The sequence below is a fragment of the Thalassospira sp. MIT121401 genome (genome assembly GCF_047125595.1).
GTDB lineage: Bacteria > Pseudomonadota > Alphaproteobacteria > Rhodospirillales > Thalassospiraceae > Thalassospira > Thalassospira povalilytica.
This window is the reverse complement of the sequence record NZ_CP138926.1, coordinates 2,510,183-2,534,046: the sequence shown is the minus strand read 5'-3', so window position 1 is coordinate 2,534,046 and position 23,864 is coordinate 2,510,183. Positions and strand designations below refer to the sequence as shown.

The following is a 23,864-nucleotide window of genomic DNA, read 5'->3' as shown; positions in this document are numbered from 1 at the left end:
GGCAGCCCGTCACATCAACAATGATGGTGATCAATAAGGCGCCTCGACATCGCCGGTTTCGACATAAACCGACTTGATACGGGTGTAATGTTCGATTGCCGCCCGGCCGTTTTCACGTCCGACACCGGATTTCTTCACCCCGCCAAACGGCATTTCGATCGGCGTGATGTTATAGGTGTTGATCCAGCAGGTACCGGCCTCAAGGCGGGCAACAACGCGGTGACCACGCGACAGGTCCTTGGTGAACACGCCCGCAGCAAGGCCATACTGGGTATCGTTGGCGCGCTTGATGACTTCGTCCTCGTCACTAAATGTCAGGACCGACATGACCGGACCAAAGATTTCCTCGCGCACGATGGACATATCGTCGCGGCAGTCGGTAAAGATCGTCGGGGCAACAAAAAGCCCGCCTTCGGGCATGCCATCGGAAACAGCATGGCCACCCAGAACGCATGCTGCCCCTTCCTGCTTGCCCTTTTCGATATAGGACATGACCTGATCGAACTGGGTTTTGGTCACAATCGGGCCAACCTGGGTTTCCGGTTTTTCCGGATCGCCAAGAACAAGGTTTTTCGACCGTGCGATCAGTTTTTCAATGAAGGCATCGGCAACGCTTTCATGGACAAAAACCCGCGTCCCGTTCGAGCAAATCTGACCTGACGAATAGAAATTCGCCATCTGCGCACCGGAAACCGCGTTATCAAGATTGGCATCTTCAAACACGATCATCGGCGATTTGCCGCCAAGCTCCATGGTCACGGCCTTCATGCCGCCCGCCGCAACCGATGCGACCTTTGCCCCGGTCGCCGCCGAACCGGTCAGCGACACCTTGTCCACCCCCGGATGTTCGACAAGCGACGCACCACATTCGCGTGCGCCCTGCACAACGTTATAAACCCCGTCGGGAAGACCGGCCTCCTGCAAGGCTTCTGCCACCGCAATCGCCGAAAGCGGCGTTACTTCGGATGGTTTGTAGACAACCGCATTGCCACAGGCCAAAGCCGGTGCTGCCTTCCAGCAGGCGATCTGGATCGGATAGTTCCAGGCACCAATGGCAGCACAAACACCAACGGCCTCGCGCCGGGTATAGGCAAAGTTCCCGGCAAGATCGATATGTTCCCCGGCAAGGCTTCCGGCGACACCGGCAAAATATTCCAGGCATTCGACACCGGAAATCACATCGACAATTTCGGTTTCCTGGATGGCGCGACCGGTATCACGGGTTTCAAGCAAGGCCAGTTCATCATTGCGATCACGCAAAATCTGGGCGGCCTTGAACAGAATGCGGGCCCGTTCGGCAGCCGGGGTATTTTTCCAGATTTCAAACCCGGCGCGCGCAGCCTTTACGGCGGCATCCACGTCACCCGCCGTGCTTTCATGCCCCTTGGCAAGAACCGTATTGGTTGCCGGGTTCAGGGTCACCATCTCGGCTCCGGAACCGGTGGTTTTCTTGCCATTGATGAAATTCTGAATCTGGTAAAGGCTCATTTCAAAACTCCTGCGGGCCGCACCGGATCCGGGCAGCCCAAAACTTTGTGTGTTTGCTTGTCTTCAGCGCGCGGGCGAATTGGCCAGATAAAGGCGCATCATATCGAGCACCATTTCGCGCGCCCCTTTGACATCGGCACGTCCGTCCGACAGACCGGAACGCACCCAGATGCCATCAATCATTGCCGCGATTGCAGTCGCGATTTCATCTGCCCGCTGCACAGTCGTCAGCTGGCGCAGCTCGTGGCGCAGATTGGACGCCAGTCGCTGAAAATAGATATTGTTGATACGGCTCAGTGCCTTTGAAAACGGCACCTGTGCCCAGAAGGACAACCACGCCACAGTGACCTGCGGGGTGAACTGTTCTTCGTTGAAGTTGGTGTTCACGATCGCTTCGAGCCGTTCATGCGGGGTCTTTGCCTTGGCCAGGCGCGACAGGTAATCCTTGCGCAATTCCTGCATCAAAAACCGCATGGTGGCTTCGAGAAGTGCGTTCTTGCCGCCGAAATAATGCGAAATGATGCCCGACGACATACCCGCCGCATTGGCGATACGCGCAATTGTCGTATCGGCAAATCCGTGACGATGAATGGTTTCAATCGTCGCGTCGATCAACTGCCTGCGGCGCACAGGCTGCATACCAACCTTGGGCATTCACATCATCCAATTCAAAGCGATCCAAAGGGTTAAGCACGATCACAACAAGCTGCGATGCAGTTTTTAACCCTTCGCAATTGACGTCTGACGAATATGCTGTATTTTAATTGAACAATCAATCAATAAAAACACGTCGTCTTTCGCGGCGCGTTCAGCAAAGGACAGGATCCCTTGTTGCGCAGCATTGCGACCGTTTTTGTGATTATTCCGGTCCATACCAACAGGTTCGAGGGAGCCTGATGGCGTGGCTCTGGGCGAGTGTTAGCGACCTTTTACATTACGTTGATGTTCGTCTGGCCTCCGGAACCGAGAGTCTGATGACCGCTTGTTCGCAGTCATTAGTAACCGTTAGGTCCACACAAGGGAGAACCAGAAACATGACCAAACTTTCCACTTTCGGCCGCCTTCTTGGCAGCACCATCATTGCCACCACCCTTCTGGGTGCCGCATCCGCCAAGGCCGCCGATAGCGAAGCCTGCAAAACCGTGACATTTTCCGATGTTGGCTGGACCGACATTACGGCCACCACGGCAACCGCATCTGTCATTCTTGAAGCACTGGGCTATGACGCAGAAACCGAATTGCTGTCTGTTCCGGTCACCTATACCAGCCTTGCCAATGGCGACGTGGATGTCTTCCTTGGCAACTGGATGCCGACCATGGCAGCAGACATTCAGCCCTATCTCGACAAGGGAACGGTTGTTTCGACCGGTGCCAACCTTGAAGGTGCGAAATACACCCTTGCGGTCAGCAAGAATGCCTATGATGCAGGCCTGAAAGATTTCGCTGACATCGCCAAATTCAAGGACGAACTTGATGGCGAAATTTACGGCATCGAGCCGGGTAATGACGGCAACCGCCTGATTCAGGACATGATCGATGGCGACCAGTTCGGTCTGGGCGAATTCGAACTTGTTGAATCCTCCGAACAGGGCATGCTGGCCGAAGTCAAACGCAAGTCCGCACGTGATCAGTTCATCGTCTTCCTTGGCTGGGAACCCCATCCGATGAACGCGAAATACGACATGGCCTATCTTGATGGTGGCGATGACGTATTTGGCCCGAACTTTGGCGGTGCCACGGTTCACACCAACCTGCGTGCCGGTTACACCGACGACTGCCCGAATGCCGGCAAATTCGTCACCAACCTGAAATTCAGCCTCGCCATGGAAAACGAAATCATGGACGCGATCCTGAACGAAGGCACCGACCCGGCAAAAGCAGCCGCAACCTGGATCAAAGCCAATCCGGATGCGGCCTATGCATGGCTTGACGGCGTCACCACCTTTGACGGTGGCGATGCAAAGGCCGCGCTCAAAAGCGAACTTGGCCTTTAAGTCCGGCAAATGACCGGGCCCTGCCCGATTTTGCTATAATGCTGATACGCCCGCGCCCCGCATGGGCTTTGCGCGGGCGTATCGCATCTTTATTTACTTTGAAAACAACGGAAATTTTCCCATGGAATGGCTCACGGAAACAAAGATTCCGCTGGGACAGTGGATATCGTCCTTGATGGATGGTCTGAACGAACATGCTGATTTCGTTTTTTATACCATCTCGGATGTTCTTGAATTCATTATTGAAAACACCATCGATTTTCTGGTGTGGTTGCCGCCGCTATTGATTATTGCCGGTTTTGGCGCCCTGGCGGCTGTTTTGCACAAATCCTGGAAGCTGACGGCTTTTACCGTTCTGTCCCTGCTTTTGATTGTCAATCTGGGCTATTGGGAAGAAACGATGGAGACGCTGGCGCTGGTGATTTATGCGTCGCTGTTCTGCATGGTGATCGGCGTGCCGCTTGGCGTGGCATCGGCCCATCGGCCGTGGCTTTATCAGGCGATGCGCCCGGTTCTTGATCTGATGCAGACGATCCCGACGTTCGTGTATCTGATCCCGACCCTTATTCTGTTTGGTCTGGGGGTTGTTCCGGGTCTGATTTCAACCGTGATCTTTGCCATCGCCGCCCCGATCCGCCTGACCCACCTGGGTATTTCAAGCACGCCCAAGGCCTTGCTTGAAGCCGGTGAAAGTTTCGGCTGCACCCCGCGCCAGCTTCTGTTCAAGGTCGAATTGCCGTCGGCGATGCCGTCAATCATGGCGGGCCTGACCCAATGCATCATGCTGTCGCTTTCCATGGTTGTGATCGCAGCCCTGGTCGGTGCCGACGGCCTTGGCAAACCGGTGGTGCGCGCACTTAACACCGTGAATGTCGCCCAGGGTTTCGAAGCGGGCCTTGCAATTGTGATTCTGGCCATTGTGCTTGATCGCATTTGCCGTCGCGAAAACGCCGAAACAACGGGGCAGTGATCATGACCAATGCTGTTGAATTCGATAATATTGATGTGATCTTTGGCGACCGTCAGGCTGAATCGCTCAGACTGCTGGACGAAGGCAAAACGCGTGCTGAAATCGCCGAGGCAACCAACAACGTTCTTGGCGTCGCCGATGTCAGCTTCAACGTTCCCGAAGGCGAGATTTGCGTTCTTATGGGGCTTTCGGGGTCTGGCAAATCATCGCTTCTGCGCTGTGTGAACGGACTGAACACCGTGTCGCGCGGATCGTTGCGGGTGCGCGATGGCGACTGGATGGCCGATGTCACCAAATGCGATGGCCCGACATTGCGCAAGCTGCGCCGTGAATGCGTTGCCATGGTGTTTCAGCAATTCGGGCTGCTGCCATGGCGTACGGTTGCGGAAAATGTCGGCTTCGGGCTTGAGCTGCGCGGTATGGGCAGCAAGGAACGCCGTGACATCGTCAATGAAAAACTGGCACTGGTCGGGCTTGATGAATGGGCGGACAAATATGCCCATGAATTGTCCGGTGGCATGCAGCAGCGTGTCGGCCTTGCCCGCGCCTTTGCGACCGATGCACCAATCCTTTTGATGGATGAACCGTTTTCGGCCCTGGATCCGCTGATCCGTAACCGGCTTCAGGACGAGTTGCTTGATCTTCAGGAAAAGCTCAACAAGACCATTCTGTTTGTCAGTCACGATCTTGACGAAGCCATGAAACTTGGCAATTCGATCGCGATCATGGAAGGCGGCTATGTGGTTCAGCATGGCACCCCCGAAGACATCGCATTGCGCCCGGCCAATGAATATGTTGCCGACTTTGTCGCCCATATGAACCCGGTCAATATCCTGCGCGGTCGCGCCATCATGCAGCGGGTTGCCAAGGATCAGCGCAACGGTTCGGGTGATCTTCAGATCGAAGATGAAAACATCCGGATCACCCTTGAAAACGGTGTTGTGCGTGCCGCAACCAATGGTGCGCGCGGGGAGCTTAAGCTGATCAATTATGACGGCAGCCTTCCGGCCGATCTGGATCCGACTGACAATACGATCATCTTTGTCGCCAAGGATGAGGTGCTGCTTAAGGATCTGATTGATATGCGGTCCATCACCCAGAACCCGGTCATTCTGACCCGCGAGGGCAAGATTTCCGGAACGCTTGGCCGCAAGGAATTCTTTGACAGTCTGACGCAGACGGCAACGGTCGCGGACTGACGTCAGAAATAGTATGATGATAAAAGGGCGTCGCAAATTTGCGGCGCCCTTTTTGTATGATGATTAGCCGCCTGTGACCGGCGGAAACAGCGCGATCTCGCGGGCTTTGGTCACGTCAGCATCGGATGTCGCATATTCCTGATCGACCGCAACACGGATGATTGCGGGATCGGCAAGGGCATTGGCGAAATTTTCGCCACGTTCGGGAAGCCAGGCCAAAAGCCCGTCAACGGTTTTGACATGATCAGGCAGATCAATGTCTTCTTCGCCAAAACCGATGCGGTCCTTGACCCACGAAAAATAGACCAGTTTCATAAGTGTTCCTGATGGCAATATTGAATTTGGCGCCATGCTTGCGCAATCGCCCCCAAGACGCAAGTCCCGAAGCCGTGAACGATCCCGTCAGGGATAGACAAAATATCCATCGGGCGCATTTTCAAGGCGTGCGGTCAGGTTATCGATGAAAAACCGTTCTGCCCGGCTGAGCGACATGCGCGGGTTGGTTACAAGATAGATATCAATAGCAGGCGGCGCGTCATAAGGGGGTAAACGCCACAACTGGCCGCGTTCGGTGGCGTTTTGCACCACATGGATCGGCAGGGGCCCGATACCAAGCCCCGCATTGATCAGACGCCGGACTTCTTCAAGATGGGGACTTACCGCAACGACCTTCCCCTTCATCCCCTGCTGGGCGCGCAGAATGGCCACCGGGGCCAGCGCATCCGTCAACTGGTCGGTGGAAAACGAGACGAATGCTTCGCTGCGCAAATCGGCAAGCGTCAGGTCACTTTTTCCGAACAAGTGATGGGTCGGCCCACAGAAAAAACCAAAATGTTCGCGGTACAGCCTGCGATATTCAAGCCTCGGATGCTGTTCCTTGACCAGACAGATGCCAAAACTTGCCTGTTGTGAAAGCACCTGATCAATCACATGCATCGAGGTCGCGACATTGATTTCATAGGTCACTTCGGGATGGGACCGGTTGAAATCAAACAGCGCATCATCAAGAGGCGGAAACACCACATGACTGGCCAGCCACAAATGCAGATGCCCGGTCAATTGATTGCCGCTATCAGACATCACATCGGACAATCGCCCGATCGCCCCGCAAATTTCCCGGCATTCATGATAAAGCGCCAAGCCCTGCTCGGTGACTTCAAACCGCCCGCGTTCGCGGTCAATCAGGCGCGCACCGATTTGATCTTCAAGCCGTTTCAGGGCGTTACTGACACTGGGCTGGCGCAATAAAAGCCGGTTGGCCGCCCCGGTTATCGAGCGTTCTTCGACAATGACGGTGAATGTGTGCAACAGGTTCCAGTCAAACTGGCGGCGCATCAATTCGTTCATTTCATCCCCCGGACCGGTATGGCCAGCCATACCATAGTTATTGGCTATGGGATCTATTCTACTTATCTATTTGCGCTATGCGCAAGTCTGGGGTGAAATGGTTCCAGAAAATATTTCAACGGCCAAATAACCGCGCACGGCATCGCCGGAGCACAATAACGGGAGGCATAAATGGCCGCAGATATCGCCGGGGCGCGTCGCGCACCCTGGATGCTGTTATCGCCATCACTGGCAACAGTCGGGCTGCTTTTGATCATCCCGATGCTGTTTATCGTCGTCTATTCGTTCTGGTTGCGCACGGCGACCGGAGCCGATCAGGTCGGCTTTTATCTTGATAACTGGATCGAGGTCCTTGGCGACCGGTTCTATCGCGATATTCTGTTTCAAACCTTTGCCATTGCCTTTTACACCACGGTGATCTGTGCCCTGGTTGGGTATATCCCGGCCTATTTCGTGGCCAACACACCGATGAAATCAAAGGCGTTTCTGCTTTTGATGCTGATGCTGCCATTCTGGATCAGCTACATCATCCGCACCATGTCATGGATCAATATTCTGGGCACGTCGGGCGCGCTTAATACCGTGATGCTGTCAATTGGCATCATCGATGAACCGATCCAGATGCTTTATAACCAGACCACGGTTGTTCTGGGTCTGGTGCATTATCTGCTGCCTTTCATGATCCTGAATGTCTATGTCAGCCTTGATGGCATTGACAAGAACCTGACCGAAGCGGCCCAAAGCCTTGGCTGCACCGGATTTCAGGCCTTTCGCGAAGTCACCTTGCCACTCTCGCTTCCCGGTCTGGCTGCGGGATCGCTTCTGTGCTTTGTGCTGGCGGCGGGCACCTATATCACCCCGATTGTTCTGGGCGGCCCACGCGATGCGATGTTCGCCAATCTGGTGTTTGAAGCAATCGTCACCCAGTTGAACTGGCCGCTTGGATCGGCACTTTCACTCGTCCTGCTGGCCCTTCTGGGCGCGCTGGTCGTCATTTACACCCGCTATCTCGGCATCGATCAGATCGCCAAGAGCTTCAAGTAAGGGAGGTATATGACAATGTCCGGCTGGTCGATGATCCGTATTGCCACGATCCTTGTTTATCTGTTCCTGTTCGCCCCTGTTGCCGTGGTGATCCTTCTGGCATTCAACGCCAATCAGTTTGGCGGATTTCCGATCGAAGGGTTTTCACTGCGCTGGTTCGAAGCGCTTTGGAACAATGATGCCATCGTAAGGGCGTTCAAAACGTCCCTGTTGCTGGGCCTTTTGACCAGTGCGGTGTCAACAACGCTTGGCACCATGGCGGCCCTTGCCATGGTGCGCTATGACTTCCCCGGGAAACGGACGATCTCGACCTTGCTGGTTGCGCCGATCCTGATCCCGGAAGTGGTTCTTGCGGTTGCGTTGCTGTTGTTCCTTCAGGCGCTTTCCATGCCCAAAAGCTTTGGCCTGCTTCTGATGGGGCATGTTGTGTTTACCCTGCCCTTTGTGGTGCTTGTGGTTCAGGCCCGCCTGGTATCGATCCGCCGCGACGTAGAAGAAGCCGCCATGAGCCTGGGAGCTACCCCGGTTCAGACATTCTTTGAAATCACCCTGCCGCTGATGCTGCCGGCGGTGATGGCCGGGATGCTGTTTTCCTTTACGATTTCCTTTGATGACATCACCGGCACCCTGTTCTGGAAACCGGGCGGTGTGGAAACAGTCCCGACCCAGATTTTTGCCATGCTGCGCAATTCCATCAGCCCGGAAATCAACGCGCTTGGTGCGGTCATGGTGATCTTTACCATCGCCCTTCCGCTGATTGCCGCATCGATTGCGCGGGTGATGTCCGCACGCAAGCTTCGGGCATCAAACCGCAAGACACAGACTGCCTAGTGGATTTCGAATATCGCGGGTAACCGCCAAAACCAACAACAAGACCAAAAGACCAACGACCAAGAACAAAACCGATAACGGAACAAATTGTTTTATCAGGAGGCCTTAAATGGACGATACGAAACGCTATGAACGCCTGCTTAATCGTTACCGTGACGGCGATATCAGCCGCCGCACATTCCTGACCGCCCTTGGCGCAGCCGGTGTTGTTGCCGGTGTCACCGGTGGCCCGATGGGCATGCTTGCCAAAAATGCGCGCGCCGCCACCCCGGAACAGGTCCGCTTTGACGGTTGGGGCGGCGTTGTTTCCGAGGCATTCGAAAAATATGCCTTCGCGCCCTATACCCAGAAAACCGGCATCAAGGTCATTTCCGGCACCTTTGGCGGGGCCGATGAATATATCGCACGCGTCAAGGCCGGCCAGCCGGGCGAGTTCAACCTTGCTCACCTGTCGGGTGTGTTTGACTATGCGCGCTATCACGGTCTGGAACTGACTTCGGAATTGAACGAAGCCAATATCCCGAACCTTAAAAACGTGATCCCGACCCTGATTGATCCGCTGCGCAAGATCAGTGGCGGCACGCTTTCGGCGGTTCCGTATGATTACGGCACCACGGGCATTGCCTATAACCGCAAATATATCAGCGACGATGAAGCCAAGGCCAAGGGTGCCAAGCTGATGGTCGATGAAGCCTATAAAGGCAAGATCGGCGGTTGGGGCGAATGGAAAACCCGCATCTGGTACGGCGCGCTTCAGTCCGATCAGGACCCGAACAATATCAAGGATATCGATGCGGTTTGGGACATGATCCGTTCGCACCGTGATCTGGCCCTTAAATACTGGAGTTCGGGCGCAGAACTGATGAGCCTTCTGGCCGAAGAAGAAATCTATGTCACCGAAGGCTGGTCGGGCCGCATCAAGGCGCTTCAGGATCAGGGCCATGACATCGGTTATCTTGATCCGGCTGGTGGTCTTGGCTGGCAGGAATGTCTGTTTGTGCTGCGCGGCAGCCCGATGGCCGCCTGTGAAGAACTTCTGAACTTCATGCTTGAACCGGAAGTCGCGATTGCAGTTGCCGAAGGTCAGAGCTACCCGCCGGCCCTTGACCCGAACAAGGTCGATCTTGGCAAAATCATCCCGACCCTGCCAGCGTTCGACCCGAAAGGCACGCTTGCATCGCTTAGCTTCTTTGATCCGGCATACTGGAACGAAAACGAAGCGGACTGGTCGAAAACCTTCTCTCGTGTGCAGCGCGGCTATTAAGGCCCGATAGCACACCTGAACCTGTGTCCTGGCCTTCGCACAACCGGCCAGGACACATCTGCCCCGCAATGGCGGCAGGCACATTTATTCTGACAGGGTATCTAACAATGGCAGACACAACCAACGCTGTTGAACTGCAAAATGTCGTGAAACGTTACGGGGAATTCACCGCGGTCAAACGCATGGATCTGACCGTACCTGATAACAGCTTTGTCACCTTCCTTGGCCCGTCGGGCTGTGGCAAGACGACAACCTTGCGCATGATTGCAGGTCTGACCGACGTTACCGAGGGTGATTTGTTGATCCGGGGCAAACGGGTCAACAGTCTTCCGATCCATAAGCGCAATCTTGGCCTTGTGTTTCAGAACTACGCCCTGTTTCCGCACAAGACGATTTTCGACAATATCGCCTTTGGCCTGAAATACCGCAAAGTCGCCAAGGCCGACATTGCCAAAAAAGTAACCGACGCGCTTGAACTGGTGCAGCTTCCCCATGTCGCGGACCGTTATCCCAATCAGCTTTCCGGCGGCCAGCAACAGCGTATTGCGCTTGCGCGTGCGATTGTGATCGAACCCGATGTGCTGTTGCTTGATGAACCGCTATCCGCCCTTGATGCGAACCTGCGCGAAGAAATGCGGGTCGAGCTTAAACGCATTCAACGCGAACTGGGCGTTGCGACCGTCTTTGTCACCCATGACCAGTCAGAGGCCCTTGCCATGTCTGACAAGCTGGTGGTGATGAATAACGGCATCGTCGAACAGGAAGGCGCCCCGGAAGATGTTTATAACAATCCGGCATCCGCATTCGTTGCCGACTTCCTGGGACATTCCAACATTATTGCCGCAAACCTTGGCAGCCCGGATGCGGCCTTTACCAGTGTTAATCTGCAAAGTGGTGAAACGCTTTTGACCACAGCGGAACAAACCGTCAAGGCCAACGGATCAAAGGATGTCCGTGCGGTCATCCGTGCGGAAAAGATTGAACTGTCAGATCAAAACAGCGCCAAGGATGGCAGCATCGCCATTCCCGGCAAGATCAAGACAGTCGATTATCTTGGCCAGCAGGCCCGATATTTCGTTACGGCCAATGGCCGCGACTGGCAGGTGATCAATCCGATTGATGCCCGCCCCCATCAGGAAGGTGCCGATATCTTTATGCATATCGCGGCACGTAATTGTGTGTTGTTGCCCGGTCATCAGGATTAAGGATCGCTGATACCGGTTCAGGAGAGCCACCATAAATGACGCATGATATGAAAAATCCGGTCGGTCATAACCGGGAATCCCGCCTGTTTTATCAAAGCCGGTCGCGCCGCCCGCTGATTGACCGCGCAGAAGGCGTTTATATGTGGGACGTCGATGGCAAACGCTATATCGATGCGTCCAGCGGGGCGATGGTCAGCAATATCGGCCATAGTGACCCGCGCGTGATTGCCGCAATGAATGCACAGCTTGAAAAGGCAAGTTTCGCCTATCGCCTGCATTTTGAAAATGACGCGGCCGAAAACCTTGCCTGGCGGTTGGCCGAACGTGCACCGGGCGATCTTGAACGGGTGTTCTTTGTTTCGGGCGGGTCCGAGGCGGTTGAAAGCTGCATCAAGCTTGCCCGCCAATACGCACTGGCCAAGGGCGAACCCCAGCGCACCAAAGTCATTTCACGGTTCCCAAGCTATCATGGCTCCACACTCGGCGCGCTTGCACTGACCGGCTATACGCCGATGCATGCGCCGTTCGCGCCGATGATGGTCGATCAACCCAAAATCCCCGCCCCGACCTGTTATCTGGATCGTGATGATCTGTCCGATCATGATCGCGGCATCAAATACGCCAATATGCTCGAAGCCGAGATCATCAAACAGGGCCCGGAAACCGTTCTTGGTTTCATCATGGAACCGGTTGGCGGGGCCGCCACCGGGGCGCTGGTTGCCCCGGACAGCTATTATGGGCGCATCCGCGAGATTTGCGATCAATACGGTATTCTTCTGATCTATGACGAGGTCATGACAGGGGCCGGTCGTACCGGGAAATATTTTGCCTGCGAACATTGGGGCATCACGCCCGACATCCTTGCCGTTTCCAAGGGTTTGGCCGCGGGTTATGCGCCGCTTGGCGCGATGATTGCGCCCGATCGTATCGTCGGCCCGGTTCTTGATCATGGCGGGTTCATCCATGGCTATACCTATGCCGGGAACCCGCTTGCCTGTGCGGCGGGGAATGCGGTTCTTGATGTGATTGACGAAGACAGCCTTCTTGAAAATGCCGCAACAAGCGGTGCGTCCTTGAAAGCCGAACTTTCCAAGCTGTCAGATGAATTCACCATGATCGGCGATGTACGCGGCAAGGGCTTGTTGCTTGCGGTTGAGCTGGTCAAGGATCGCAAATCCATGGAACCGCTTGATCCCAAACATATGGCGGCCGCCCGACTGGTCGATATCGCCTATGACAAGGGATTGATCATTTACTGGCGCCGTACACGCGGCGGATATCGCGGCGATCACGTGATGGTCTGCCCGCCCATGACCATCAAGCCCGAACAGTTCGACGACATTATGGTGCCATTGCGTGCCGCCCTTGCCGAACTTCAGGATGAACTTCTCGTCGCCGGAGCCTTTTCATGAGCCGGAAAGTTATCATCACCTGTGCGGTTACCGGATCGGTTCATACCCCGTCCATGAGCCCGCATTTGCCCATCACCCCGGATGAAATCGCCAGGCACGCGATTGATGCGGCCAATGCCGGTGCATCGATCCTGCATCTGCATGCCCGTGATCCCAAGACCGGCTTTCCAAGCCCGGATCCCGACCTGTTCATGGATTTCCTGCCCAAGATCAAGGCCGCGACCGATGCGGTGATCAATATCTCGACCGGCGGTGGCATGACCATGACGGTCAAGGACCGCATTCGTGCCGCCACCCATGCATCACCGGAAATGGCGTCGCTCAATATGGGGACGATGAATTTCGGCCTGTTCCCGGCCCTTGCGGGACGCAGCGAATGGAAACATGACTGGGAACCGGAATTTCTTGAAAGCAGCCGCGACTTTGTTTTCAAAAATACGTTTTCCGACATCGAGACAATTCTGGCCGATCTTGGCGAAGCCAACGGCACGCGGTTCGAATTTGAATGCTATGACGTCGGTCATCTTTATACCCTTGCCCATTTCGTTGACCGTGGCCTGATCAAGGGCCCGATCTTTATCCAGTTTGTGCTGGGTGTTCTGGGCGGGATCGGGGCTGATCCCGATAACCTTGCCCATCTGAAACGCACCGCTGACAAGTTGTTTGGTGATCAATACCAGTTCTCGGTTCTGGGGGCCGGTCGTCATCAGATGCCACTTGCCAGCATGGCAGCCGCGATGGGTGGCAATGTCCGGGTCGGACTTGAAGACAATCTTTATCTGCGCAAGGGCGAACTTGCGCCGGACAACGCATCACAGGTTCGCAAAATCCGCGAAATCCTGGACGGGTTGTCTCTTGAAATCGCAACACCGGACGAGGCGCGTGCGATTTTGGGGCTTAAAGGGGCTGACAAGGTCGCCTTTTAGCCCGCCAGAAACGACGAACCAGTTGATACGACAACCGTTTATCCACGTAACAGTGAAAGGCGGCAGCGATGATGCGTGCCTATTTCTCAGACGATCAGTTACGCCACCACGGCAAGACATTCATTGTCGCGGGCGAGAAAAAGCCGATCCCGGAAGTCCCCGAACGCGCCGAAATCCTGCATACGGCAATTGCGCGGCTGGGGCTTGAGGTCTGTGCACCATCAGATGCCGGTATGGCCCCGATTGCCGCCATTCACAACAATCAATATCTGGATTTCCTGCAAACCATTTACCCGGAATGGATTGCTGCGGGCGGGTCGGAGCTGGTGATCCCCAACATTCACCCGTTTGATCGTAATGGCCCCTACCCGCGTCATCATGCCGGCAAGGCCGGTTTTCATCTGGGCGATACATCCTGCCCGATATCGGAAACCACGTGGCAATCGGCCTATGCCAGTGCGCAAACCGCGATTTCAGCCGCCCGTTATGTACGTGATGGCGGTGCACAATCGGCCTATGCGCTGTGTCGTCCGCCCGGACATCACGCCAGTTCCAACCTTGCCGGCGGGTTCTGTTATCTGAATAACAGTGCGATTGCCGCACAGGAATTGCGCAAAAAACATGACCGCGTGGCAATCCTTGATGTCGATCTGCATCATGGCAACGGCACCCAGCATATTTTCTATGAACGGTCCGATGTGCTGACCCTTTCGATCCATGCCGACCCGATGGATTTTTATCCGTTCTTCTGGGGCAATGCCGAAGAAATCGGGGCAAAGGACGGGGTTGGTTTTAACAAGAACTATCCATTGGCACTGGGCAGTGGCGATGACGTGTTCCTTGCCGCACTTGACCGGGCGATGGCAGCGATTGACGAATTCAGGGCCGATGCGGTGGTGGTCGCACTTGGTCTTGATGCATCGCGCGATGATCCGTTTGGCGGCCTTGCTGTCAGCCCGGATGGTTTTTCCAGGATCGGTGAAAAAATTGGCACCCTTACCTGCCCAACCGTGATAGTGCAGGAAGGTGGTTATGTTAGCGTCACGCTGGCGGAAAACCTGTATCAGTTTCTAAGCGCCTTTGGCGCCACCAACAAAAACATTTCGATATCAGAAGGCCCCAAATGACCCATTCAGACATCCTGATTATTGGCGGCGGCATCGCCGGTATGTCGGCCGCATATTTTCTGGCCAAGGCGGGAAAATCCGTCACCGTTCTGGAGCGCGAAGATCAGCCGGGCTATCACAGCACCGGACGGTCCGCCGCCCTTTATAGCGAAACCTATGGCCCGAAAATCATCCGCAAGATGTCGACGGCAAGTCGCGATTTCTTTTTGAACCCGCCAGCCGGCTTTACCGAAAACCCGATCCTGACCCCGCGCGGAATCATCATGTATGCCGGTCCGGGCGAAGAAGCCGAACTTGATGCGCTGATTTCCGAAGGCCGGGCGAACGGCGCGAACTTCACCGAACTGACCCCGGATGCGCTTAAGGAAATCGTACCGATCCTCAATACCGATCTGATCGCCAAGGGTGCGCATGAACCCGATGCGATGGACATTGATGTTCATGCCCTTCACTGGGGCTTTATCCGTCAGTTCAAGGCCGTGGGTGGCAACCTTGTCATCAAGGCCGATGTCAGTGCGATTGCCAAAGCCGGTGACAATTGGCAGGTCACCCTTGCCAATGGCGACGTTCATAGCGGTGCAATCCTTGTGAATGCCGCAGGTGCCTGGGCCGATGACATCGCCAGCAAGGCCGGTGTCAAACCGCTTGGCATTGTGCCAAAACGCCGGACTGCCGTGATGGTGGATGCACCCGATGGCATGGATATTCATAGTCTTCCAATGGTCGCGGCCCTTGATGAAAGCCTGTATTTCAAGGAAGACGCAGGCCGGTTGCTGGTATCGCCCGCCGATAAAACCCCGACCGAACCCCATGATGTCCAGCCCGAAGAACTTGATATCGCCATTGCGATTGACCGTCTGATGACCGCGACCAGCGTTGTGGTCCGTCGCCCGGGTGAATCCTGGGCCGGGTTGCGCAGCTTCTTTGCCGATGGCGATCCTGTTTCAAGCTTTGATCCGCAAGATGACAGCTTCTATTGGCTGGCCGGCCAGGGTGGCTATGGCATTCAGACAGCCCCCGCCATGGGTGAATATGCCGCAAGCCTGATCTGTGGCAACGGCATTCCGGCCCATATGGAAAAGCTTGGCGTAAGCGAAGATGCCCTGTCGGCAAGCCGCCCGACACTTGCATCTGGCAAATGATCAAATACCGGCAGGGATGAAAGCCCCCTGCCTGATGGAGAAAACAGCATGACCGGTTTTGATCGCGCCGCCCTTCGCAAGGCGGTGGCCGACCGCACATCACAGGCGATTGATGATCTTTGCGCATTGGTGCGTCATGACAGTCTTTTGGGCAATGAAGCATCGGCGCAAGACTGGATCGCCGATCAGTTTGCCAAAATGGGCCTGGATGTTGAACGCGTGACGATCGACATCGACGCATTGCGCGATCAGCCGGGCTTTTCCCCGCCAGTGATTGATGATTATGACGGGCGGGAAAATGTTGTCGGCTTGCACCGCCCAAAAAATCCGACCGGTCGCAGCCTGATCCTGAACGGGCATATGGATGTTGTGCCGACCGGACCGGTTGATCAATGGCGGCGTGGTCCGTTTGATCCGCATGTCGATGGTGACTGGCTTTACGGGCGCGGTGCCGGTGACATGAAGGCCGGTATCATTGCCTATTGCCATGCCCTTCGGGCACTTCATGATATCGGGCTTGAACCCACCGCCCCGGTCATCCTGCAATCGGTGATCGAGGAAGAATGCACCGGCAATGGTGCCCTTGCCTGTCTGCATGCCGGGTATCGTGCCGATTGCGCGATCATTCCCGAACCGTTCAACCAGACGCTTATGACCGCACAGCTTGGCGTGATGTGGTTCCAGATCCATGTTTCGGGAAGCCCGGCGCACGTTCTCAACACCTCGGCCGGAAGCAACGCGATTGAGGCGGCCTTTGGCTTTTTTGAAGTTCTCAAAGAAGTCGAGGATATCTGGAACCATCCGACCGACCGGCATTGTGCATACGGGGCGCATGTTCACCCCGTGAACTTCAACCTCGGCAAGATCGAAGGCGGTGAATGGGCATCGACCGTGCCGCCGGTATGTACGGCCGATATCCGTGTCGGTTTCTATCCGGGGATGGAGCTTGCAAAAGTACGCGAAACCATCGAGATGGTCAGGCAAAGCGCGCTTGATAATCATCCGGCCTGCAAGGGTGCAAAGATCGACATCACCTATCGCGGTTTTCAGGCCGAAGGATGCGAGATGGATACCAATCATCCAATGATGACGATGATTGGCGATATCCATCAGGAAGTGACCGGAGACGCGATTAAAAACTATGCCTCGACCGCGACCACGGATGCGCGTTTCTTCCAGATTTACGGCAATATCCCGGCCACCTGTTACGGGCCCAAGGCCGAACGGATTCACGGCATTGATGAACGGGTTTCAATCGCATCGATGATGGAAGTCACCGAGGTCCTTGCGCTGTTCATTGCAGACTGGTGCGGTGTGCAAAAGCGTGATAGCTAAACCCGAATAAATTATTCAATTTTGTCACCAAAGGAGAGCTTCATGAGCGTTCAACGTTTCCACACCGGCCCGCGTATGAGCCAGGCCGTTGTTCACGGCAACACCATCTATCTTGCAGGCCAGGTTGGCGATCCCAAAAGCGACGTGACCAACCAGACCAAAGAATGCCTGGCAAAGGTTGACGCGCTTCTGGCCGAATGCGGTTCGAGCAAGGAAAACATCCTGTCGACCACCATCTGGCTGGCTGACATGAAAGACTTCGCTGCCATGAACGAAATCTGGGATGCATGGGTACCGCAGGGCCACACCCCGGCGCGTGCATGCGGCGAGGCAAAGCTTGCCACCCCGGAATACCTTGTCGAATTCATCGTGGTTGCGGCAAAACCGTAATCGGATCGATCCGAACACAAAAGCCCGGCATATCCCCATATGCCGGGCTTTTTGTTTGGGATGCTTCGGGTCAGGCCCCGTGTTCCCGGGTCACAATCACGGAACTGGCTTCTAGTGTCCGGTGGACCGGGCATTTATCCGCGATTTCAAGCAGCCGTTTGCGCACGTCATCGGTAAAATCACCATGCAGGGTGATCAGACGTTCAAACCGGTCAATCTTGCCGGACTTGCCGATTTTTTCCGACGCACATTCGGCGCAATCATCCACGTGAACTTTCTGATGGCGGATTTCGACCCGGATGCCATCAACCGGTATTTGTTTGTGATCGGCATACATGCGAAGCGTCATGACCGTGCAGGCCCCAAGCCCAGCCGCAAGAAAATCATAGGGTGACGGACCGCTGTCAAACCCGCCGACATTTTCCGGCTCATCGGCAATCATGCGATGGTGCCCGGCAATGACCATCGACTGGAATTTGCCAAGACCGGTTTCGCGCACCACCACGCCTTCGGCTGGTTCCGGAATGTCTTCCAAGGCTTTTGGAATATAACGCGTCGCCCATGCGGCAATTACCGTTGCCACATATTGGGCATCATCGGGATTGCGCAGCAAATGGTCCGCATCATCAAGCGAGACAAAGCTTTTGGGATGTTTGGCCGCATCATAAATCCGCCCGGCATTTTCAATCCCCACCGTCTGATCCATCGGCGCATGCAAAACCAGCAACGCCTTGTGCAGCCTGGCCACCGATTTTTCGATGCTGTGATTGCGCAGATCATCGACAAACTGCCGCTTGATCACAAAGGGACGCCCGCCAAGTGATACTTCCGCCTGCCCGTCGCGGTCGATATCGGCAAGGTAATCGTCAAAATTATGGGTAACATGTTCGACATCGGCCGGGGCACCGATGGTGGCAATTGCCGTTGCCTCGGGCACGCTATCGGCCACGGCAAGAACCGCCGCCCCGCCCAGCGAATGGCCGATCAAAAGTTTGGGCGCGGCAAATTCATGACGCATGAAATCCGCTGCACGTCGCAAATCTTCAAGGTTCGATGTAAAATTGGTCGATGAAAAATCCCCGCCCGATCCACCAAGCCCGGTAAAATCAAATCGCAAAACGCCGATCCCCTGCAAGGTCAGGGACTGGGCAATTTTACGCGCCGCAGTCAAATCCTTGCTGCAGGTAAAGCAATGGGCAAACAGCGCATAGGCCCGCACCGGCCCGACCGGCAAATCCAGCCTTGCGGCCAGTTGCGCGCCATGGGCACCTTCGAATGTCAGTTTGATGGGCTTGACCGGCATTGATTCCTCCGCGTTTGCAAACGAAAAACGGCTTTGATTACATGGAATTCACGCTACAGTTTTGATCGACAGTTTCCACCATAACAAGCGCCCCACATCATGACCATTCTTGAAACACAGCGCACCATCCTGCGCGAAGCCAACCATGACGATGCCCCGTTCATTCTGCAACTACTGAACGAACCGGGCTGGATCCGGTTCATCGGCGATCGCAATATCCATGATCTTGCGGCTGCGCGCGATTACATCGATCTGCGCTTTCGCGAGAATTATGAAAAGCTGGGATTTGGAATGTGTGTTGCCGTTGAAAAGGATACACAAAGCCCGATTGGACTGATCGGTTTCGTCAAACGCGATACTCTTGATGCGCCTGATATCGGCTATGCCGTGACCGAGGCCCACCAGGGCAAGGGATATGCCTACGAAGTTTGTTCCGCCCTGCTTGATCATGGCTGGAACGTCTATGGCTTTGACAAGGTTTACGGGTATTGCCTGCCTGACAACGGCCCATCCATTCACATGCTGGAAAAGCTTGGCCTGACATTCCTGCGTGATCAGGATGTCAATCTGTCGGGCGAGATGTGCCGACTTTATATGGCAACCCGCCCATAGGCCCAAAAGAAAACCCCGCATCGATGACTGCGGGGTTTTCCATTTTACTTGCGGCGAATGCCGATTTTGCGTCCGACCCCGGACGGGATCGGAAGTTCGGCATGGGCTTCGCGGATCCGGTTAAGGGTCGTCATGATATCATCGGGAAACGGGGCCGACCGGCGTTCCGCCATATTGATATGCATGGTGATGATTTCGTTGGTCGAGGCCAGCCAGCCTTCGGTGCCGTGGCGCATTTCATGATACATGTGAATGCGTTTCTGATCGCAATCGAGCACCCTTGTATAGATGACGAACGGGTCATCCTGATGAATTTCCCGATCATAGGTCACATGCATTTCAAGCCCGAAAGTCGACCCGCCGCGCCGTTCGGGATAGGTATATCCCATCCCCACCGCATCAAGAAACGCCATCGATCCCAGATCAAAGGCAACGACGTAATAGCCGACATTCATATGCCCGTTGAAATCAATCCATTCCGGTTTGATTTTGCCACGAAACGCTTCGAGCGGTTCCGGTGCGAACAGATCGGCACTGATCATTTTTCGACCGCCTTTACCACGGCCACCGCGGCAAAGAAATCTTCAAGCGAATGACCGACCGATTTGAAAACGGTGCATTCCCCGTCGCTTTGGCGTCCGGAAACGTCCCCGCGGGTCAGACCGAACAGATCGCCCAGAATATCGGTTTTGGCAATCGCACCACTATTGATCGCCTGAACCACATCGCCGCCTTCGGCACTGGCCCCTTCGAAGCTGTCGACAAATATCCGGCATTTTGCCATCACGCCATCATCGGTTTCGCGCATGGTTGGTTTGAAGGCACCAACCAGATCAACATGGGTGCCGTCGCGCAGCCAGTCACCGCGCACAAGCGGTTCGGTCGAAAGGGTGGCGCATGAAATCAGGTCTGCGGACTTACAGGCCGTTTCAAGATCATCTGTACCCGACGCATTGAAACCAAGTTCGGTAATTTCCGCGGCAAGCTTTGTCGCCTTATCCGCATTGCGGTTCCAGATCGTGACGTTTTTGATCGGGCGCACCGATGCATGGGCCTTGATCAGTTGCGGGGCCATCGCACCCGATCCGACCATGACCATGTCAGTCGCATCCTTGCGCGCCAGATAATCCGCCGCCAGGGCCGATGCCGCCGCCGTGCGGCGCGTGGTCAGTTTGGTGCCATCAATCACGGCGGATGGCTGACCGGTTACCGCATCCAGAAGAACATAGGTCCCCGAAACCGCCGGAAGATTGCGCGCCGAATTCCCCGGCACAACGGCGGCGATTTTCACCCCGGCCGCCCCGTCCTTTTGCCAGGCCGGCATGATCAGGAAAGTCGCATCATCCTCGTTGCTGCGTTCCATGTTGAAATGGCTGCGCAGCGGGGCTTCGCACCCTTGGGCAAATCCGTTGCGCAGGGCTTCGACCAGATCCCGGGGCGATACAAATTTGTCGATATCTTCAGCAGTGATGAAACGCATGTGCCTTCCTGTAGAATTATTTTTGATTTCAGTTTGGTAGCGGACGTTTTTTATACCACGTCAGGACCGCCCCGTCACAGGATGAGCACCGGTTTTTTATGCTGTTTTTTATGGAAATTGCCGTCGTTTAGGGCAGCAGAAACCGCTTGAGATGCCCAAACAGTGACCCCGTGCCCAAAAAGACTTCTTCAAGCACGGTAAAGTGGTTTGCCCCCCATGCCTTATAGACCGGGACCTTGTGCCCGGCACTACCGCAATAGGCGCCATAGGCATCACTTTGACGAACGAATTCCGGGCTTTCATTACCGCCGACAATCACCATCATCCGCACATCGACCGGCACCGCATCAAGCATCGGCGAGTTATCGGCCGCAGACGCCGCATCAAGTCGGATATCCTCATTCAGCGTCGTATGACGGACCGGTTCGAGATCAAACACACCCGATATCGGAACAACGGCGGAAAATGGTGCCGGATCGCCAAGCGTTTCTTCCCAGTCATGGGTGGCAAGACGGGCTACAATTTGACCGCCTGCTGAATGGCCGGAAATCGAAATGCGGTCGCGATCACCGTTAAAGTCTTCGATATGGCGATAGATATAATCAATGCAGCGCACGGCTTCGTCGGTGATATCAGCCACCGTCACATCCGGGCACAGATCATAATTCGGGCAAATCACGGTAAACCCGACCGCCACCAGATCACGGGCGACAAAGGCGTAATCCTTTTTGTCCTGGCTGCGCCAATATCCGCCATGGAAAAACACATGAACCGGTGCCCCCGGTTCCGATGCCATGAAAACATCCATGGTTTCCTTGGGACCATCGCCAAAGCGGACATCAATCTTGCCGCCAAGCTGGGCACGCGTTTCATCGGACAGTTTCACAAACCGTTCGAAATGGGTCATGAATTCCGGCACGGTTTCGCGCGGATTATATTGCCATTCAAGTTCAGCAGATGTGAAACCACCCCAAGCCATCGGCACCTCGGACATTGCGGGACTGAACGCCACAGGATTTGACGTCCTGTTTCGATCTTTCTTCAATTTTACCCTGTTTGCAATCACTTCGCATAAGGGATGCGTATTTTTACGCGTTTTCATACCCGGTGATTGATTGGTCGGGACCGGAATGCGAAAGTGATGGAAACAATTTTTATATCAACCGGATAGCACCCCATGTCCCTGCCCCGTTCCTGCCCGTTTCCGTCCACGGATACCGATCGCACCCGTATCTGGGAAATGCTGGTTTTGCGTGATATTGCGGCCTTTGTCGCCGCCGACTGGTCAATGGTTGCGGATGATTTCAAGGCAGACGGGTTTTACGCGATTGATGCCTGCAAATCCGATAATCCCGATGACTGGAAAATGATGTTTCCCGATCTTGGCGCCTATCGCGATGAATGGCTGCGCCAGGCCGTCGCAGCCCAAAAGATCGACTTTGCCGAAGACCTGTTTGACGGGGTATTTCGCGCCACCAGACTGGAAAAGATCGACATCACCGGCAACCGGGCACTGGTGCGCAAACATTTCAACGGGCGCATCAAAAAAGCAGACGGCACAGAAGACCGTCTGCTTTGGAAAACCCATTATTACTGCGAAAAGCAGCCGGATGGAAAATGGCTGATTACCGGGTTTACCGGCTATCTGCCCAACCATGACCCGGCGTAAATCCCGGGTTCATCCAACATATTTTCGTTTGATTACAGAACCTTGCCGCGCGCTTCCACATCGACGGTCTGGATTGCATCACCGCGCACCAGATGCACCTGATCAAGCATATTGCTGACCACGCAGACATGGTTGGGGATGATTTCAATCCGTTCGCCAATTTCAAACGGGGTCAGACCCGCGTCAAAATGCAAAATGCCGTGTTCTTCGGAGAGCCCGACCACTGCAACATCGGGATGACCAACGACATAGCCATACCCGTCAAGTCCCAGAAGATCAGATGTCAGAACCTTGGACCCGGCATCAATGATCGCGCGGCCCGGTGCCGGAAGTGACACGATTTCGGTCAAAACACGAAGCGCACAATCATCTTCCGCACACACACCGCGCGCCATCAATGACCGGTCATTATAGATATAGGTTCCGATACGGTATTCGGTGATATTGGCGACCTCGTGGGCCTTCCACATGTCCGGAGTTCCGCCGGAACTTCTGATCGGGCAGTCAATGCCGACCGCCGCAAGCTTGGTCATCGCATCCCCAAAGAATGCGGCAACCTTGTCACCGCCCCCGGCCGCCGGATAGGTCATCAGACCGGCAAATGATACGCCCGGAAGGCCTTTGATCTTTTGCGCAAGTTCCAGCGCCGCCTGCGGTGTCTGAACGCCGCAGCGCCCACCACCGGTATCGCATTCAATCAGGATTTCAAGCGGCTTGGCACTATCGGCAAAGGCACGCGACAGACCTTCGATCACCGGCAGGTTATCGGCCACCACGCGCAGGGTTTTGACCCGGTCAAACAAAGCACGCAGACGGGCAAGCTTGCGATCCCCCAACACGTTATAGGTCAGAAGAATGTCATCCATGCCGGCATCGGCCATGACTTCGGCCTCGCCGATTTTCTGACAGGTAATCCCCTTGGCCCCGGCATCAAGTTGCTGTTTGGCAAAGGCCGGAAGTTTGTGGGTTTTGATATGAGGGCGCAGCGCAATCCCATGCTTGTCGCAATAGGCCTGATAGGCATCGATATTCCGATCTACCGTATCAAGATTGACCACCGCACAAGGCGTATCAAGTTCGGGATATTGCGGTGAACGGGTCATGAAAAACGTCCTTTGATATTCGG

The 23,864-nt window shown here is 55.1% G+C and carries 24 protein-coding genes; 15 read left to right on the top strand and 9 right to left on the bottom strand.

Features of this window, described 5'->3' with window-relative positions; translation table 11 throughout:
• Window positions 1-30: 30 nt before the first annotated feature.
• Window positions 31-1,488: a betaine-aldehyde dehydrogenase gene (gene betB / locus SIB88_RS11620; protein ID WP_412558129.1), complete on the bottom strand. Its 1,458-nt coding sequence runs from the start codon at window positions 1,486-1,488 to the stop codon at window positions 31-33.
• A 63-nt stretch (window positions 1,489-1,551) separates the two neighbouring features.
• Window positions 1,552-2,142 carry a choline-responsive transcriptional repressor BetI gene (betI, locus tag SIB88_RS11615; RefSeq protein ID WP_068517399.1) on the bottom strand — a complete coding sequence of 197 codons (591 nt, stop codon included), beginning with the start codon at window positions 2,140-2,142 and terminating at the stop codon, window positions 1,552-1,554.
• 380 nt (window positions 2,143-2,522) lie between these two features.
• Between betI and SIB88_RS11610 the strand changes: the two genes are divergently transcribed.
• The 3 genes from SIB88_RS11610 (at window position 2,523) to choV (ending at window position 5,651) form a co-directional block, all read left to right on the top strand.
• Window positions 2,523-3,482, top strand: coding sequence for a choline ABC transporter substrate-binding protein (locus SIB88_RS11610; RefSeq protein WP_412558128.1), 960 nt, complete (start codon window positions 2,523-2,525; stop codon window positions 3,480-3,482).
• 121 nt (window positions 3,483-3,603) lie between these two features.
• Window positions 3,604-4,452, top strand: coding sequence for a choline ABC transporter permease subunit (choW, locus tag SIB88_RS11605; RefSeq protein ID WP_412558127.1), 849 nt, complete (start codon window positions 3,604-3,606; stop codon window positions 4,450-4,452).
• A gap of 2 nt (window positions 4,453-4,454) precedes the next feature.
• A complete protein-coding gene (gene choV, locus SIB88_RS11600) occupies window positions 4,455-5,651 on the top strand; it encodes a choline ABC transporter ATP-binding protein (protein ID WP_068517397.1) in 1,197 nt (398 codons plus the stop codon).
• Window positions 5,652-5,714: 63 nt separating this feature from the next.
• On the opposite strand, the gene moaD is transcribed toward choV, so the two are convergent.
• Together moaD and SIB88_RS11590 are read right to left on the bottom strand one after the other, a co-directional pair.
• Window positions 5,715-5,966, bottom strand: a complete 252-nt coding sequence (gene moaD, locus SIB88_RS11595; RefSeq protein WP_068517396.1) for a molybdopterin converting factor subunit 1 — start codon at window positions 5,964-5,966, stop codon at window positions 5,715-5,717.
• Between the two features lie 87 nt (window positions 5,967-6,053).
• Window positions 6,054-6,998: a LysR family transcriptional regulator gene (locus SIB88_RS11590; protein ID WP_242512869.1), complete on the bottom strand. Its 945-nt coding sequence runs from the start codon at window positions 6,996-6,998 to the stop codon at window positions 6,054-6,056.
• Between the two features lie 171 nt (window positions 6,999-7,169).
• Here SIB88_RS11590 and SIB88_RS11585 point away from each other — a divergent pair, with 171 nt between their 5' ends.
• The 10 genes from SIB88_RS11585 (at window position 7,170) to SIB88_RS11540 (ending at window position 17,674) form a co-directional block, all read left to right on the top strand.
• A complete protein-coding gene (locus SIB88_RS11585; RefSeq protein ID WP_101246349.1) occupies window positions 7,170-8,042 on the top strand; it encodes an ABC transporter permease in 873 nt (290 codons plus the stop codon).
• Between the two features lie 15 nt (window positions 8,043-8,057).
• Window positions 8,058-8,873: an ABC transporter permease gene (locus SIB88_RS11580; RefSeq protein WP_101246350.1), complete on the top strand. Its 816-nt coding sequence runs from the start codon at window positions 8,058-8,060 to the stop codon at window positions 8,871-8,873.
• A gap of 109 nt (window positions 8,874-8,982) precedes the next feature.
• Window positions 8,983-10,137 (top strand): ABC transporter substrate-binding protein, encoded by a 1,155-nt coding sequence (locus SIB88_RS11575; RefSeq protein ID WP_101246351.1) that lies wholly within the window; start codon window positions 8,983-8,985, stop codon window positions 10,135-10,137.
• A gap of 107 nt (window positions 10,138-10,244) precedes the next feature.
• Window positions 10,245-11,342, top strand: a complete 1,098-nt coding sequence (locus SIB88_RS11570) for an ABC transporter ATP-binding protein (RefSeq protein WP_412558126.1) — start codon at window positions 10,245-10,247, stop codon at window positions 11,340-11,342.
• A 35-nt stretch (window positions 11,343-11,377) separates the two neighbouring features.
• Window positions 11,378-12,754 carry an aspartate aminotransferase family protein gene (locus tag SIB88_RS11565; protein WP_412558125.1) on the top strand — a complete coding sequence of 459 codons (1,377 nt, stop codon included), beginning with the start codon at window positions 11,378-11,380 and terminating at the stop codon, window positions 12,752-12,754.
• Window positions 12,751-13,680, top strand: coding sequence for a 3-keto-5-aminohexanoate cleavage protein (locus tag SIB88_RS11560; RefSeq protein ID WP_412558124.1), 930 nt, complete (start codon window positions 12,751-12,753; stop codon window positions 13,678-13,680). Before SIB88_RS11565 ends, SIB88_RS11560 begins: the two co-directional genes overlap by 4 nt.
• A 68-nt stretch (window positions 13,681-13,748) precedes the next feature.
• Window positions 13,749-14,807, top strand: a complete 1,059-nt coding sequence (locus SIB88_RS11555; protein WP_412558123.1) for a histone deacetylase family protein — start codon at window positions 13,749-13,751, stop codon at window positions 14,805-14,807.
• Window positions 14,804-15,949, top strand: coding sequence for an NAD(P)/FAD-dependent oxidoreductase (locus SIB88_RS11550; protein ID WP_412558122.1), 1,146 nt, complete (start codon window positions 14,804-14,806; stop codon window positions 15,947-15,949). Before SIB88_RS11555 ends, SIB88_RS11550 begins: the two co-directional genes overlap by 4 nt.
• 48 nt (window positions 15,950-15,997) lie before the next feature.
• Window positions 15,998-17,284 carry a M20 family metallopeptidase gene (locus SIB88_RS11545; protein WP_412558121.1) on the top strand — a complete coding sequence of 429 codons (1,287 nt, stop codon included), beginning with the start codon at window positions 15,998-16,000 and terminating at the stop codon, window positions 17,282-17,284.
• A gap of 42 nt (window positions 17,285-17,326) precedes the next feature.
• Complete coding sequence (locus SIB88_RS11540; protein WP_068517389.1) at window positions 17,327-17,674, top strand: RidA family protein; 348 nt, start codon at window positions 17,327-17,329, stop codon at window positions 17,672-17,674.
• A 70-nt stretch (window positions 17,675-17,744) separates the two neighbouring features.
• On the opposite strand, the gene SIB88_RS11535 is transcribed toward SIB88_RS11540, so the two are convergent.
• Window positions 17,745-18,977, bottom strand: coding sequence for an alpha/beta fold hydrolase (locus SIB88_RS11535; RefSeq protein ID WP_412558120.1), 1,233 nt, complete (start codon window positions 18,975-18,977; stop codon window positions 17,745-17,747).
• 99 nt (window positions 18,978-19,076) lie between these two features.
• On the opposite strand from SIB88_RS11535, the gene SIB88_RS11530 reads away from it, so the two are divergent.
• On the top strand, window positions 19,077-19,589 hold the full coding sequence (locus tag SIB88_RS11530; protein ID WP_412558119.1) for a GNAT family N-acetyltransferase: 513 nt from the start codon (window positions 19,077-19,079) through the stop codon (window positions 19,587-19,589).
• Between the two features lie 44 nt (window positions 19,590-19,633).
• On the opposite strand, the gene SIB88_RS11525 is transcribed toward SIB88_RS11530, so the two are convergent.
• The 3 genes from SIB88_RS11525 to SIB88_RS11515 all read right to left on the bottom strand — a co-directional run bounded on the left by SIB88_RS11525 (window position 19,634) and on the right by SIB88_RS11515 (window position 22,081).
• Entirely contained in the window at window positions 19,634-20,131 is a 498-nt protein-coding gene (locus tag SIB88_RS11525; RefSeq protein ID WP_068517386.1) for a thioesterase family protein, read from the bottom strand.
• Window positions 20,128-21,069, bottom strand: coding sequence for an ornithine cyclodeaminase family protein (locus tag SIB88_RS11520; protein ID WP_412558118.1), 942 nt, complete (start codon window positions 21,067-21,069; stop codon window positions 20,128-20,130). Before SIB88_RS11520 ends, SIB88_RS11525 begins: the two co-directional genes overlap by 4 nt.
• A gap of 127 nt (window positions 21,070-21,196) precedes the next feature.
• Entirely contained in the window at window positions 21,197-22,081 is an 885-nt protein-coding gene (locus tag SIB88_RS11515) for an alpha/beta hydrolase (RefSeq protein WP_412558117.1), read from the bottom strand.
• Between the two features lie 165 nt (window positions 22,082-22,246).
• Here SIB88_RS11515 and SIB88_RS11510 point away from each other — a divergent pair, with 165 nt between their 5' ends.
• Window positions 22,247-22,738 carry a hypothetical protein gene (locus tag SIB88_RS11510; protein WP_412558116.1) on the top strand — a complete coding sequence of 164 codons (492 nt, stop codon included), beginning with the start codon at window positions 22,247-22,249 and terminating at the stop codon, window positions 22,736-22,738.
• Between the two features lie 32 nt (window positions 22,739-22,770).
• On the opposite strand, the gene SIB88_RS11505 is transcribed toward SIB88_RS11510, so the two are convergent.
• On the bottom strand, window positions 22,771-23,841 hold the full coding sequence (locus SIB88_RS11505) for a D-TA family PLP-dependent enzyme (protein WP_412558115.1): 1,071 nt from the start codon (window positions 23,839-23,841) through the stop codon (window positions 22,771-22,773).
• Between the last annotated feature and the right edge of the window lie 23 nt (window positions 23,842-23,864).